At 57.6% G+C, this 14,236-nt stretch carries 14 protein-coding genes; 4 read left to right on the plus strand and 10 right to left on the minus strand.

Features of this window, described 5'->3' with window-relative positions; all coding sequences use genetic code 11:
• Positions 1-15: 15 nt before the first annotated feature.
• The 8 genes from L9059_RS18865 to L9059_RS18900 all read right to left on the minus strand — a co-directional run bounded on the left by L9059_RS18865 (position 16) and on the right by L9059_RS18900 (position 8,866).
• Complete coding sequence (locus tag L9059_RS18865; RefSeq protein WP_247292454.1) at positions 16-3,666, minus strand: transporter substrate-binding domain-containing protein; 3,651 nt, start codon at positions 3,664-3,666, stop codon at positions 16-18.
• Positions 3,667-3,674: 8 nt separating this feature from the next.
• Positions 3,675-4,301 (minus strand): response regulator transcription factor, encoded by a 627-nt coding sequence (locus L9059_RS18870; RefSeq protein WP_247292455.1) that lies wholly within the window; start codon positions 4,299-4,301, stop codon positions 3,675-3,677.
• Between the two features lie 253 nt (positions 4,302-4,554).
• Complete coding sequence (locus tag L9059_RS18875) at positions 4,555-4,944, minus strand: response regulator (RefSeq protein WP_247292456.1); 390 nt, start codon at positions 4,942-4,944, stop codon at positions 4,555-4,557.
• Between the two features lie 181 nt (positions 4,945-5,125).
• Positions 5,126-6,454, minus strand: a complete 1,329-nt coding sequence (locus L9059_RS18880; RefSeq protein WP_247292457.1) for a deoxyguanosinetriphosphate triphosphohydrolase — start codon at positions 6,452-6,454, stop codon at positions 5,126-5,128.
• 69 nt (positions 6,455-6,523) lie between these two features.
• A complete protein-coding gene (locus L9059_RS18885; protein ID WP_247292458.1) occupies positions 6,524-7,687 on the minus strand; it encodes an EAL domain-containing protein in 1,164 nt (387 codons plus the stop codon).
• Positions 7,688-7,822: 135 nt separating this feature from the next.
• Entirely contained in the window at positions 7,823-8,164 is a 342-nt protein-coding gene (locus tag L9059_RS18890; RefSeq protein WP_247292459.1) for a hypothetical protein, read from the minus strand.
• On the minus strand, positions 8,161-8,550 hold the full coding sequence (locus tag L9059_RS18895; protein WP_247292460.1) for a phage holin family protein: 390 nt from the start codon (positions 8,548-8,550) through the stop codon (positions 8,161-8,163). The genes L9059_RS18890 and L9059_RS18895 overlap by 4 nt, the downstream gene beginning before the upstream one ends.
• Before the next feature lies 1 nt (position 8,551).
• Positions 8,552-8,866, minus strand: a complete 315-nt coding sequence (locus L9059_RS18900; protein WP_247292461.1) for an ElaB/YgaM/YqjD family protein — start codon at positions 8,864-8,866, stop codon at positions 8,552-8,554.
• 305 nt (positions 8,867-9,171) lie between these two features.
• Here L9059_RS18900 and L9059_RS18905 point away from each other — a divergent pair, with 305 nt between their 5' ends.
• Positions 9,172-10,380, plus strand: coding sequence for an ammonium transporter (locus L9059_RS18905; protein ID WP_247292462.1), 1,209 nt, complete (start codon positions 9,172-9,174; stop codon positions 10,378-10,380).
• A gap of 1 nt (position 10,381) precedes the next feature.
• On the opposite strand, the gene L9059_RS18910 is transcribed toward L9059_RS18905, so the two are convergent.
• Positions 10,382-12,094 (minus strand): cation:proton antiporter, encoded by a 1,713-nt coding sequence (locus L9059_RS18910; RefSeq protein ID WP_247292463.1) that lies wholly within the window; start codon positions 12,092-12,094, stop codon positions 10,382-10,384.
• A gap of 206 nt (positions 12,095-12,300) precedes the next feature.
• Here L9059_RS18910 and L9059_RS18915 point away from each other — a divergent pair, with 206 nt between their 5' ends.
• The 3 genes from L9059_RS18915 to L9059_RS18925 all read left to right on the plus strand — a co-directional run bounded on the left by L9059_RS18915 (position 12,301) and on the right by L9059_RS18925 (position 13,945).
• Positions 12,301-12,537: a glutaredoxin family protein gene (locus tag L9059_RS18915; protein ID WP_247292464.1), complete on the plus strand. Its 237-nt coding sequence runs from the start codon at positions 12,301-12,303 to the stop codon at positions 12,535-12,537.
• Positions 12,538-12,665: 128 nt separating this feature from the next.
• Positions 12,666-12,983 (plus strand): transcriptional regulator, encoded by a 318-nt coding sequence (locus tag L9059_RS18920; RefSeq protein WP_247292465.1) that lies wholly within the window; start codon positions 12,666-12,668, stop codon positions 12,981-12,983.
• 71 nt (positions 12,984-13,054) lie between these two features.
• A complete protein-coding gene (locus L9059_RS18925; protein WP_247292466.1) occupies positions 13,055-13,945 on the plus strand; it encodes a pseudouridine synthase in 891 nt (296 codons plus the stop codon).
• 68 nt (positions 13,946-14,013) lie between these two features.
• Here L9059_RS18925 and L9059_RS18930 read toward each other — a convergent pair whose 3' ends face one another.
• Positions 14,014-14,235 carry a YgdI/YgdR family lipoprotein gene (locus tag L9059_RS18930; RefSeq protein ID WP_247292467.1) on the minus strand — a complete coding sequence of 74 codons (222 nt, stop codon included), beginning with the start codon at positions 14,233-14,235 and terminating at the stop codon, positions 14,014-14,016.
• Between the last annotated feature and the right edge of the window lies 1 nt (position 14,236).

Consider the following 14,236-nt stretch of genomic DNA (forward strand, 5'->3'; position numbering starts at 1 on the left):
AGCGCCCAAGCATAGTTAAGGCTCCACCATCGTGCTGCGCTCGTGCTCGTATATTTGCTGCTCAAGAGCCAGTTCAAGTTGCAGCATGGCGCGCTCCATTGCCAGGATGCAGTCGGATACTGCGTCCGGATCGAATGCACCCTGGCAGGCAGTTTCAAGTGATTCGCAACTGTCGATGAGGCGCGAGGCCTGGATAATCCGCGCTGCACCCTTGATTTTGTGGGCAATGTCCAAAAAAGCCTGTGGGTTAGCGGTGCTGGGCACTGCCAGTAACTCCCGGCGGTCCAGACGATTGCTTTTAAGCAGCTCTTTGAGCAATCGCAGGTCGAGCGCCGGATTTCCACCTGTCAGTTGCTGCAGCCCCTCAAGACTGAATGCCGGACACTGCGCCTTGGGGCTGAGGTTTTCGATCCAGTGGCTCAAGGCTGTCAGGGTGAGCGGCTTGAACAGGCAGTCATCCATGCCGGCTTCTTTGCAGCGGGCGATTTCTTCCGGCTGGGCATTGGCAGTGAAACCCAGGATGACCATGGGCGGGCGCTGCTGGCGTTGCTCCTCGCAGCGAATGGTGCGAACCAGTTCATACCCGCTCATGACAGGCATGTTGCAGTCGGCAATCAGCAGATCGAACGCCTCGGTCTTCCACAGGCTGAGCGCCGCTGCGCCATCCTCTGCAACCTGGGACGCATGCCCGAGAAATTCCAGCTGCTGGCACATGAGCAGGCGATTGGCCGGGTGGTCATCGACCACCAGGACTTTCAAGGCGGTCCTGGTGGTGTGGGGCGCCTGTTCAATGGTCAATGCAGCCTGTTGCTGTTTCTGTGGCAGTGCTGGCAGGTGCAGGGAAACCCGTACTTGAGTGCCAGCTCCAGGGCGACTGCTCAATTGCAGGCTGCCGCCCATCATCTTGCACAGGCTGCGACTGATCATAAGCCCCAGGCCTGCTCCGCCACGGCCTGCTTTGGCACAATTGTCTGCCTGGGCGAAAGGGGCGAAAAGCCGTTGCTGATCCTCCTCACTGATACCAATGCCGCTGTCCTCCACCTTCAGATGCATCCGCACCTCGTCGGGCCCGGTGGCTCTCAAGTCAACGATGATCCTGACGTGGCCTTGAGACGTGAACTTGATGGCGTTACTGATCAGATTGGACAGCACCTGCTTGAACCGCATAGGGTCCAGCAGCACATCGATGTTTGGGGTGGCAGAGTGAAACTCCAGCAGAAGCTCGAGTTTTTTCTGCCGCGCGAGGCCCTCGAAGATGTTCACCACTGACGCTACCACTTTACGAAGGTTGACCCGTTCCGGGTTCAATTCCAGACGCCCGGATTCGATCCGCGCAATGTCGAGAATGTCACCAATCAGCTCCAGCAGGTCCTTGGCCGAGTTGTAGGCCACGTCGATGGCGGACCGATCCGGGTGATCCTGCTCGATCCGCTTGAGCGTCAATTCCAGCATGCCGATCACGGCGTTCATCGGGGTGCGGATTTCATGGCTCATGGTCGCCAGAAAGGTACTTTTGGCTCGGTTGGCCTCATCGGCGCGCTCTTTGGCAAGCCGCAGGTCTTCGAACAATTGGCGTCGATCACTGATGTCGATCCAACCGCCGATGATGCCCTGGACCTTGCCGCGCGAATCACGATAGGGCAGTACCCAGTGATAAATGGTTAGCCGGCGTCCACCGATGTGCAGTGCGCGGTCGACGACCAGCGGGATGCCTTCGGCAACTACGCGCAGATAGTCGGCCTGATATTGCCGGGCCTCGAATGCGTTGCTCATGTTGCCCTGCATCACGCTCTTGCCGATGACGTCTTCGCGTTTGGCGTTGAATGCTTCGAGATAGCTGTCGTTACAGCTTTGCAGCAACCCCTGGCGGTCGCGGACATAGATGGGATGAGGCGTGCCGTTGACCAGCGATCGCATGAATTCGTATTGATCACTCAGCGCCCGCTCGGCGGCCTGGCGCTGCTTGATCTGCCGACGCATGTACGCGTTCCAGGCGACTGAAATCAGCAGCAGGACGCCGGCACTGATGACGATCTGGTAAAAGATCCGGTGGTAATTTTGCCAAGAGTCATGCGCGGATGCCGAGTAGCCGCGCCAGCGACTGTTGATAACCCCCAGTTCGTCCGGGGCAATGCTCAGCAGTGCCTTGTCCAGAATCGAGTTCAGCTCCTTGGAGTCGCGCCCGGTAGCGAGGGAAAATGCAGCTTGCTGAGTGCCGATAGTGGTGCTGATCTGCAGATCGTGTTCGAAAATCCGCGCGGATATGAAATAGTTGGCAATTACCAGTGAGTTGACTGCAGCGTCTGCTCGACCGTTGGACAACATTTCCACGGCGCTGAAGGTGTCGGGAGTCTCGATCAGTTTGATTTCCGGGAATTCTCGCCGCAGATAATCCACCATCGGATTACCCTGGGCGATGGTCAGGCGCCTTCCCCGCATCTGTTCGAGATTGTTCGGGCTATCCGCGAGTTTTCGCGTAAGCAGGACAAACGAGTTCTGCAGGTAGGGGCGCGTGAAACTCAGTGTGGCTTCACGTTGGGTGCTGGGCAGCAGGGCCGTGATCATGTCAGCCTGCTTATCAGCGACGCGCTTGATCATCTCGCTATCGTTGCGGCTGCGCTGGATATCGAAACGCAAGCCGGTGCGCAGTCTGATCAACTCCAGCAGATCGGCAGTGACTCCGCGAAAGTTGCCATCGTGATCGAAAAACGTCAGCGGTGCATAAGCTTCGTTCACGACTACGCGCACCACCGGGTGGGCTGCCATCCAGCGCTTTTCGCGATCGGTGAACTGCAGGTTTTGATCGCTCAGAAGTATGTCACTGCCGGCACTCCAGCGCTTGCCGATATTGTCTCGTTCACTGGTCGGCAGGGCGTCCAGCATCGAGTTGATGATGCTGAGCAGTTGCTGATTGTCTTTATGCACCGCAAAACTGAAACCGTGCGCTTCGTGCTTGCCGAAGCTCGCCATGCGGATGTTGTTCAGATAACCCTTGTTGATCATGTAGTGGGTTGAAATCGTATCGCCGAGGAAAACATCCGCCTGATCGAATGCCACTGCATTGATCGCATTCTGGTAGGAGGGATAGGGCGTGATGATCGCGTTGGGACACAGCTTCTTTACTTCCTCCAGCGGCAAATAGTGATAGACCATGCTCATTCGTAAACCCCTGAGGCCATCGGTCAGGGATCGGGTTTCTTCCTCCCGCGTGACCAGGACCGGTTGATCAACGGCGTAGGGTGCAGACAGTAGAATGTCCGAATGTTCAGCCTCAAAGCCGTTCGATGTACCCAGCAGGTCGACTTCGCCATTCTCCAGTGCCTCGATGGCATCTTCCCGGGAGGCGAACCGCCTGACCTTGATGGGCAAACCGGTGGTCGCGCCGAGAAGACCTGCATAGTCGGCGGTCATCCCTTCGTAATCCTGGCTACTGTCGATGGTCATGTCGAACGGCGGATAATCGGGGGCCGAGGTGCCCAGAATCAGCTCGGATCTGGTCCGCACCCAGAGTCGTTGTGATCGATCCAGTTGAGCCTCCAGTTGTCCGACCGTGGACCGACTGAGTAACGCATAGCTTTGACTTTCGATCTGCGCGGCGTGCACCGAATTGCTCGGGAAAATAGCCACGATCATCAGCATCAGGTATTCCTTGGCGCGACTGGGCATTCTGTCTCTCACACGAGTGCGTTGCGTTTTGCCATTTCAATCAGTTCTACCAGTGATCTGGCCTTCAGTTTTTGCATAAGTCTTTTTTTATAGGTGCTGACGGTCTTGTTGCTCAGGAACATGCCTTTGGCGATTTCCTTGTTACTGCGACCCTGGGCGAAAAGTTGCAGCACCATCAGTTCTCGATCATTGACTGATTTGAATAGTTCGAGTTCGGCGTAGCGAATGTCATCCCCACGGATCGGATTTAACGCTGCACTGGGGAAATAGTTGTATCCTGATAATACGGCTCTTATGGCGCTGACCAGTTCACTCAAATCTTCCTGTTTGCACACATATCCCGAGGCGCCCGACTGCATGCAACGTATGCCAAATAGTGTCGGGCATTGCGCCGTCAATACCAGTGTGCGGGTGCGGGTACTCATGGCATTAAGTCGGGTGAGAATCTCCAGTCCGTCAAGTTTGGGAATGCTGATGTCGAGAATCACCAGGTCGGGCATGCATTCGCGAATCATCTGCATCGCGTCTACTCCGTTATCCGTTTCACCGACGACTTTAAAGTTTTCGTGCTCCAGCAACATTCTTACGGCAAGACGGATAACTGGGTGGTCGTCGACGATAAAAACGGAGTTCATAATCAAATCCCATGCGAACATAAATAAAGCGCGCACCTTAGCTCAGATGGTTCCGCTATCGCATGAACAGGCGTACCTCTATCCGTAATATCAGACTATTCCTACAACAGAACAAGAAATGTACTACGTCCAAATTACTGTTTTTATCAGACTTGTTAAAGTTTCAAGCATTTTATGGAGTAGGTAAAAGTTGAGTAAGTGATGTTTTCAGGCGATTTTTTACTGGGTTTCAATTGGCAGTTTTCATTGTTGGCTATTTAGCTGAAGTCAATAGTGTTATAAGTTCCAAGTGTTTCGGCGGCTTTATCAAATAACCTAACAAGGGTAATCCCTGTCTGGTTGCCAACTTTACAAGTCTGTCCAGTTCTACTGATGTCAGGCTACTGAGCAATACCGCGTGCTTGATCATTCCCAGGTTCGTCGCCGCTTCGATCAGTTGTAGTCCGCACAAATCGGGCAAACATTGATCGCACAGCAGCACATCGTAGGGTTGGGCGGTCTCGCGCATTTTCTGCAAGGCGACCTCGGCGCTGTCGGCCGTGGTGATCTGGCCGAAGCCGTAGCGTTCGAGCAGGATTTGAGTTGCTCTAAGTTGAAAGCAGTGATCTTCAACTAACAGGATGCGCAAGTCTGCTTCGTTCATCGGGATACTCACACTTGAGCCGTCGAGTGGACGGAGGGCGATTATTTCGCAGCAGGTGGGAGCAATCGATCAGTCAGCGCGACATGAGCTGTAGGGCGATTCGGCAGGCCTTGAGTGTTTCAGGGTTATTAAGGGCTGATCGGCCATCACGGGGGCGTAATGGCCGATCAGCAGGTGCCGGTCAGTGACTGGAACGGCCGGTCATTTCCAGGGCCATTTCGCTGGCGTAGCTGTCGGTCATGCCGGCGATGAAGTCGATCATGCGCAGGAATGACGTATGCAGCGGGCCTCGGGGGTCGGGCGCATTGTTGCCGAGCAAATCAAGAATCCGCCGGCTCTTGAAGGACGGCGTTCGACCGTCGTGCTGTTCCAGTGCAGCGCCGCAGAACGCGTTGAGCAGGATCTCCAGGGTCGTGTAGGCCCCGATTTCATGCAGGGTCTTGCGTTTGTCCTGGAAGATTTTTTTACGCGCCATGTCCTTGGCATTCAACACGCAGCGTTTTGCCGGACCGTGCATGTGCTCCACCAGATCTCCGGGCAGCGTGCCGGCCAGCAGTGCGTCCTGTTGCTCGACAAATGCCCGAGCGGCGGCGTTGGTTAGGTGCTCGATGGCTTTGCCGCGCAGGATTGCCAGTTTGCGCCGGCGCGAATCCGCTGGGCCGAGCTGGCGGTAGGTTTCAGGGAGGTCGTCGCCGACCAGGTCCAACAACAGCGCCTCGACTTCGGCGTATTCGAGCAGCTCCATTTCCAGGCCGTCTTCCAGATCGATCAGCGCGTAGCAAATGTCATCGGCAGCTTCCATCAGGTAGACCAGCGGATGGCGCGCCCACCGCTGGTCTTCAAGCTGCGGCAGGCCGAGTTTGTGGGCAATCTGCTCCAGTAACGGTAGTTCGCTCTGGTAGCAGCCGAACTTGTGCTTTTTGTAACCCAGGGAGTCAGCGTGTTTCGCGGTCCATGGGTATTTAAGATAAGTCCCCAGAGTGGCGTAGGTCAGGCGGGTACCGCCATCGAACTGGTGATACTCCAGTTGCGTTAGCACACGGAAGCCCTGGGCGTTACCTTCGAAATTGAGGAAGTCATTGCGCTCGACTTCGCTCATCGCGTCCAGCCAGCCCCGCCCGGCGGCCTGCTGAAACCAATGGCGGATGGCGTCTTCGCCGGAATGCCCGAAGGGCGGATTGCCAATGTCGTGAGCCAGGCAAGCCGATTGCACCACCATGCCCAGGTCACTGGGCTCACACCAGTCGGGCAGGGCACTGCGGATGGTCTCGCCAACCCGCATACCCAGTGAACGCCCCACGCAACTGACTTCCAGCGAGTGCGTCAGGCGCGTGTGGATGTGGTCGTTGCTGGTGACCGGGTGGACCTGGGTCTTGCGCCCGAGGCGACGGAACGCTCCGGAGAAGATAATGCGGTCGTGGTCTTTGTGAAACGGACTGCGCCCGAGCTCTTCGGGGCTATGCAGAGGTTTTCCCAAGCGTTCGCGAGTAAGCAGGGTTTGCCAATCCAAGGCTGATTCTCTCCGTCAGGTGACTGATGGCCTAAGCTTCCGGGTTCAGATCGTGACGTGCAAGCAGTACTAAAGCCCGACAGCGTCGATGTCGATGAGCAGCAGCCTTTCACCATTGGCGAAAAATTGTCCGGCGGTCAGGCAATATTGGTTGCTGGTGGCATCGCGGTAGGTATTGGATAGCGTCAAGCGGCGCTCGTCCCAACCTTCGGCCAGCAGATGATAGAAATACGGGCGCCATGACCAATTGTGGCCCAGGTAGCGATTATCGGCTTTCCAGCCGTTCTGGCTCCATTCCAGGTTCGGCGTCAGTTGCGTGCCGTGGCGGTCGCATTGGTAAAAGCGCAGCAACCAGGGGAACGCATCGAGCCGGGGAAGGGCGCTGAGTGGCGCGCAAGCTTGGGCCCAGTCCTGCAGTATGCCCATCAGCTCACCGAGTTGCTGGCGCATGACCATCAGGCGACCACGCTCGAGCAGTTTTTGCTGGACGTAGCGCTGGCGCAATTGGGCAAAATGGTCGACGAATGCGTCGGTGGCGAAAAAGTCCTCCTGGGCCCTGGCGAACAGGAAACCCTGGACATAGCGCGAACCGCACTCCAGGGCAAAGTTGAGCTGGGCATCGGTTTCCACCCCTTCGGCGATGATCCAGCAACCGGTCTTTTCCGCCATTTGCGCCAGGGCCTTCACCACATCGCAACTCGGTCCGCCCAGCGCCGCAGCCTGAAACAGGCGCATGTCGAGTTTGAGAATGTCAGGTTGCAGGGCCAGTACCCGATCGAGCTGGGAATATCCGGCACCAAAATCATCGATGGCTATCCTCGCGCCTGCCCGGCGGTACCGTGCGACCACATCTGCCAGGCGCTGGATATCGCCACCCAGCTCGGTGATCTCGTAGACGATGCGTTTCGGGTCGACACCGTGCCTGCTCATCTGCTTGATACTTGGCAGGTCCTGATCCGGGCGCAGGCGATTGACCCATCGCGGCGACATGTTCAGGCTCAGGAACCAGTCTGCCGGGGCATCATGCAGGCGGCTCAAGGCATGGTCACGGATCTGCCGATCAAGGCGACGCAGGGCGACTGCGGGAGTTCTGGAATCGGCAAACAGGGGGCCGACCGAGGTCAGCTGGCCGTCCGCATGACGCAGTCGACCCAAGGCCTCGACGCCCGCGATGCGACCGGTGGCGGTATCGATGAACGGTTGGAAACAGGCGAGCGGTTGCCCGTCGATCACGAGGCCTCCTTGCTAAATTCTTGTTCTGGAATGATCCGGGTACCCATCAGGCACGCAGAGCTAGGCACGCGGGGTTTGACCTCCTGCCAAAGAGATCCAGCCCCGCATGACGCTGCAAGAATACAGCCAGTTTGCTCAGTGTTTGCGTGCTGAGCCCTGCATCACCAGTTTGATCAAAGGGCCCAAGGTCGTACTCAGGCGAATAAGCCGAGTAATGCTGCTGACGCCGCCGCTCTTGGCGCCTTTGCCTGTCAGGAACCCCAGCAGTGTCACTGCGGCAACGCCCCAGAGCGGCGCATGCTTGATGCCGAATCCGCCCTGGATGCTTTGTGTCATCCCGCGCACTCGCTGCAATGGCTGCAGCAACTGTGCGGATTCGTGGCGAATTTCCTGGCGATGCATTTCCATGCGCAGGCGGATCAGCGCCTTGCGCATCTCAGTGCGCGAAGTGTTGTGGGGCAGTTCGGGAAAATTCATGGCAACAGGCGCTCCCGGTCATTGGCCAGCTCTTCCAGTGTGCCGTGGAATGGCGAGGACTCATCGAAAATCGCTGCCTTCAGGCGCACAGCGCAGAAGATCGCTGCCAGCGTGTAGAACACACAGAGCCCGATGATGGCTGGCAGTCGGTAGGTATCCCAGAACAGGATCATAACCAAGGTCGACAGGCCCACCAGCAATAACAGGGCAAACACCAACGCCAGGCCCGCAAACAGCAACAGGCTTACGGTGCGAGCTTTCTGTTCCTGCAACTCGATGCCGAAGAGCTCCACATGACTGTGCAGCAATCCAAGAAAAGCGGCACCCAGGCGCCGCGGTGAGGAGCTTTGGCCCGTCGCGGACGAGCTGGATTCGCCGATCGCCATATCAGCGCCTGGTGGCCAAAAGGCCGATCAGGAAACCCACGCCCGCAGCAATCCCGACCGACTGCCATGGGTTGGCTTGGACGTAATCTTCCGTCGCGGTGACCGCAGCCAGCCCGCGTTCGCGCAGGGAGTCTTCCGTCAGTTTCAGGGTTTCCCGGGCGCGCAGGAGGCTGTCATGGATCTGCTCGCGCAATTCATCGGCCTGATCACCAGCGATGGTCTTGGTGTGTTCCAGCAACCGTTCAGTGTCGCTGACCAATGTTTGAAAATCATTCATCAGTATTTCTTGAGCAGTCTTTGCCTTGATGCTAGCCATTGGTGATCTCCGTAATTGGCGTCTGTTGCTTTCGAGTGTGAGCGGTGGGCGAAGGTTCAGTACAAATGACTGGTACAGCTTTTGCTTTGCCATGGTGCGCCAGCCTGCGCCGTTGCGCTGTTGCTGGGCATGATTTGAGCAAAACCTTAACTCAAATAATCGAATCGCGCGCAAAGGTCATGACCTTGCGCACCAAAACAGCTCGTCGGGTTTCAATTGCGGATCCTGGCAGGTTGCAACTTGGTGCACGAATAGTCTGCGCGAACTGATTTGGTGCTTTTTTAGCCTTCAGGTCTGCCAACCCTATGGAAAATCTGCAAAGCGCTGTGGACAGTCTGGTCCATAGCTCTAATACCTTGTTCATTTTGATCGGCGCCGTGATGGTACTCGCCATGCATGCCGGTTTCGCCTTTCTCGAGGTCGGCACGGTTCGCCAGAAGAATCAGGTCAACGCGCTGTCGAAAATCCTCAGTGACTTCGCCATTTCGACCCTTGCCTATTTCTTTATAGGCTACTGGATTTCCTATGGGGTCACGTTCATGCAACCGGCGGCGGTGCTGACCGCAGACCATGGCTATGGACTGGTGAAGTTTTTCTTCCTGCTGACCTTCGCCGCAGCAATCCCGGCCATTATTTCCGGGGGCATCGCCGAGCGCGCAAGGTTTGTGCCGCAGTTGTGCGCGACAGCCTTGATCGTGGCGTTCATCTACCCGTTTTTCGAGGGCATGATGTGGAATGGCAACTACGGCCTGCAGGCCTGGCTGCTGGAGCGCTTCGGCGCCAGCTTCCATGATTTTGCCGGGTCGGTCGTGGTCCATGCCATGGGGGGCTGGCTGGCGCTCGCAGCGGTGTTGCTGCTGGGGCCACGGCAGGGTCGATATCGAGAAGGTCGCCTGGTCGCGTTCGCGCCGTCGAGTATCCCATTCCTGGCATTGGGTTCCTGGATCCTGATCGTTGGCTGGTTCGGCTTCAACGTCATGAGCGCGCAGACCCTTGGCAATGTAAGCGGCCTGGTGGCAGTGAATTCGCTGATGGCCATGGTCGGCGGTACCGTGGCTGCGCTGATTGTCGGGCGCAATGACCCGGGCTTCCTGCATAACGGTCCGTTGGCCGGGCTGGTTGCGATTTGCGCCGGTTCCGATTTGATGCACCCGGTGGGCGCGCTGGCCACCGGCGCGATCGCCGGGGCGTTGTTTGTCTGGTGTTTTACCGCTGCGCAAGTCAAATGGCGCATCGACGATGTACTGGGCGTGTGGCCGTTGCATGGCCTGTGCGGCGTCTGGGGCGGTATCGCCTGCGGGATTTTCGGCCAGGTCGCGCTGGGCGGCTTGGGCGGCGTCAGCCTGATCAGCCAGTTGATCGGCACTTCGCTGGGAGTGATCGTGGCGCTGCTCGGTGGCTTTGCGATTTATGGCGGTATCAAGGCGCTGCATGGCTTGCGTTTGAGCCAGGAGGAGGAGTATCACGGTGCGGACCTGGCGATCCACAAGATCGGCGCCGTGAGCCTGGACTGATTCAACGTTCATCGTCGTCCGAACCTGGGTAGAACCCGTGCAGCAGGTGATAGCGATCGCTGCGGACCTGATCCATCCGGTCCTTCACCTGTTGTGCGGGCAGGCCAAGCATGATCAGCGCGTGCGAGGCGAGCATCAGGCTCGATTCCAGTAGCTCCGGCACCACCTCGCTGGCCCCTGCTGCATTCAACTCGGTGAGCTGGCTGTCATCGCGAGTGCGCACCAGGATCGGCACGTTCGGGTTGAGCAGGCGGGCTTGCCTGAGGATCAGCATGGCGATATCGGTCCGGTCCACGGCAATCACCAGCAAACGGGCGCGGTCCAGCCCTACTGCAACCAGCAGTTCGCTGCGGCGGGAATCGCCGTAGTGCACACAACGTTCACTGGCGGCGGCTTCCTGAACGCGCACCGGGTCGCTGTCCAGCGCAATGTAGGGTTGGTGTTCGTGGCGCAGGAAGCGGCCGATGGACTGGCCGACCCGGCCGTACCCGCAGATCACCACGTGACCGTCCAGGCTGGCATTGAGTGCGCTGATTTCTTCCAGTTGCGCTTCTTCGTTGGGTTTGCGATGTAAATGCGCAGCGATACGCGGGGCCGCGCGCAAGAGCAGCGGAGTGACCAGCATTGAGCAAAAGGTGGCGGCCAGCAGCATTCCGGCGAAGTCTGCGGGGAGCATTTTGCTCATTTGCATTTGCGCCATCAGCGCAAAGCAGAATTCTCCGCCCTGAGCCAGTGCCAGCCCGCTCCGCCAGGCTGTTTCGGTGTCACTGCCACGCCATCTGACCAGCAGAGCGACAACGCTGCCCTTGATCAGCAGCAATGCTAGCGTCAGGCCCAGGATCAGCAGGCCGTGACTGGCAAATAGCTGCAAATCGATCAACATGCCGATGCTGACGAAGAACAATCCCAGGAGGATGTCGCGGAAGGGGCGAATGTCAGCCTCGATCTGATGCCGGTAGTGGCTTTCCCCCAGCAACATGCCAGCGAGAAAAGCCCCCAGCGCAGGCGACAGGCCGAGCAGGTGGGTCAGCCACGCGGTAAGCAGGACAATCACCAGTGCCAGCAACACAAACAGCTCTGCGGAGCGAGCCGCCGCCACCTCATGGAACAACCGCGGCAATAGCCAGCGACTGGCCATCAGTAGGCCGACAAACAACACCACGGTTTTGCCCAGCGTCAGGGGTAGCGCCCAGTACCAGGGCTGCTCGCTACTGCCGGCAAAAACCGGGACGAGCGTCAGCAGCAACACTGCGACTACATCCTGGAACAACAGCACGGCAATGGCGTTCTGGCCGTGGCTGCTGAATATTTCCCCCAGGCTGCCAAGCTCCTTGCTGACGATGGCAGTGGAAGACAGGGCCAGCCCCGCACCCAGTAACAGCGCGGGTATGCCCGGCATGCCGAACAGCTTCAGCAAGCCTCCCAGAAGCACCGTGCATGCCAGCACCTGCAGGCTGCCAAGGCCGAACACCACTTGACGCAGGGCCAACATCTTCGACAGGGAAAACTCCAACCCCAGTGAAAACAGCAGAAACACCACGCCCAACTCGGCGAGATCCGGCAGTTCTTCGCTTTCATTGACCCAGTTGAACGCAGTGGGTCCGATCATCAGCCCCACGCACAGGTAACCTAGGACCGGCGGTAAGCGCAGTCGCTGGAACAGTGCAATCACCACCAGGGAGGAGGCGAGGATGATCAGTAGATTGGTGAACACGGATTCTCCGACTTTGACGTGGGCTACTGAAGCGTAGAAGCAAAAAAAAGGCGAGCATCACTCATCGGGTATTTGCCGGGAATGATTTGAGTCAGGGGATTGCCAGATCCATTGAAAATTTCGCTGCTCAGGCACTGCAGCCTTCGCCTCGACGGAGTGTGATCGTGGGCCTAGAATGAACCCCTACTTTGCTTGGACCTGTGGTCATGCCTCCTGAATGCCAGCTGTTCGGTACCCTTGGTTGCCATCTCTGTGAACTTGCCGAAGAAGAGCTGATGCCCCTGGTCGAGCACGGTTTGCTGGTCGAGCTGATCGACATTGCCCAGAACGAAGACTGGTTCGAGGACTACGGCTTACGGATTCCAGTGCTGCGCCGTGTGGATACGGGGGCGGAGTTGGATTGGCCATTTGATGCCCAGCAGGTAGTGGATTTTTTGCTTTAAATAGCGCTCCACTTATCGCTCTCCCGATTGATCCGTTGGCGAAAGCTCGCTGATTCGGTTACTGTATGTCTATACAGTTATCCGGGTGGCCTGTCTTGCGGGCGATCCTGCGAGTCAGAGGATGAGTCATGGTCAATGTCGAACAGTTGAAGAACAGCGTGAACCGCATGTCGGCGGACGTGGTGCGAGAGGCGGTTGTCGAATTGCGTCTGGAGGGCTTGGTTACCGAAGGAAAAACCCCGTTCAACAAACTGCATTTCAATACCTGTTTCGCCGAAATCGAAGCCTTGTTCCAGCGCGCGGGGTATCACCGGCAGCTGGATGTGGTCGGTTACCAGGGCTTGTTGTATGCATTGTATGACCCGGGCCGCTGGGAGGCGGTCGACGTGTTGCGCTGGCTCAAGGAATTTACCGAGGCCGCAGCGCGAGACCGGATACCAGCGTGAGTAATCTCTTCTAGGATCGTTCTGGCCACTGCAGGATAATGCTTACCTGCATTAGGGGTTCGAGCGTTCTTATGTCCACTTCATCTTTTTCTGCTGCGCGCAATCAAGCCAGTACTCTGTATCTGCCCCCGGGTGCCTGGCATACCGTGCTTGATTGCCTGTGCGAACACTTCAGTGCCATCGGTCGCGATCAGTGGCTCGACCGAATTGCCCGTGGTCGCGTTTTGGACGGCTTTGGGCAGCCTATTCCCCTCGACCTGCCGTACAAGGAAGGTCTGCGCATACACTATTTTCGGGAAGTCCGGGATGAAAAGCCGATCCCCGTGATCGAGTCGATCCTGTATGCAGATGAGCATCTGGTGGTGGCGGACAAGCCGCACTTCCTGCCGGTGACGCCTGCGGGCGAATATGTCGAGCAAACCTTGTTGCGCAGGTTGATCCGCCGCCTGGACAACCCGCACCTGGTGCCGCTGCATCGCATCGATCGCCACACTGCGGGGCTCGTGTTGTTTTCAGCCAACCCTGACAGCCGCTCAGCCTATCAATCCCTGTTCCCGACCCGGCAGATCGAAAAACGCTACGAAGCTATCGCCCCTGCATTGCCCGGCCTGTCTTTCCCGCAGGTGCACAAGAGTCGGCTGGTGGAGGGCGAACCGTTTTTTCGCATGCAGGAAGGTCCGGGTGTGAGTAATACCGAGACAGCTGTGGAGGTGAAAGAAAAGAACGGCAATCTCTGGCGTTATGGTCTTTATCCGGTCACGGGCAAGAAGCATCAGTTGCGGGTGCACATGTCCGCCCTGGGCGCGGGTATCTGCAATGACCCGTTCTATCCCCAAGTACTCAAGGACGTTGTCGACGACTATGCCAATCCCTTGAAGCTGCTGGCCCAGGCCTTGCGCTTCACGGATCCGGTTACCGGCCGAGAGCGTGAATTTGAAAGCTCGCTGGTGCTGGATTGGTGATCACGGCCCTCCAGACATGAAAAAGCCCGCCAAAGCGGGCTTTTCTGTATCGGGTGTCGCCGTGAAGATTACAGCTCTTTAACGGTACGAACCTGATCCTTGTTGATGCGGGTTTCTTTACCGTCGAGTTGCTGGAATTCGTAGAACCCGGAATCTTCATCGTATTTTGGCGAGTCGACAGCCTGGATTTCGCGACCATCATTCAAGGTAATCACGGTAGGCGAAGAGCAACCAGCAAGGGTCGCAAGGCCCAGTGCGAGCATGAAAGTGGCGAGGGTCCGTTGAGTCATG

It is taken from the genome of Pseudomonas violetae, assembly GCF_023072615.1.
Classification (GTDB): domain Bacteria; phylum Pseudomonadota; class Gammaproteobacteria; order Pseudomonadales; family Pseudomonadaceae; genus Aquipseudomonas; species Aquipseudomonas violetae.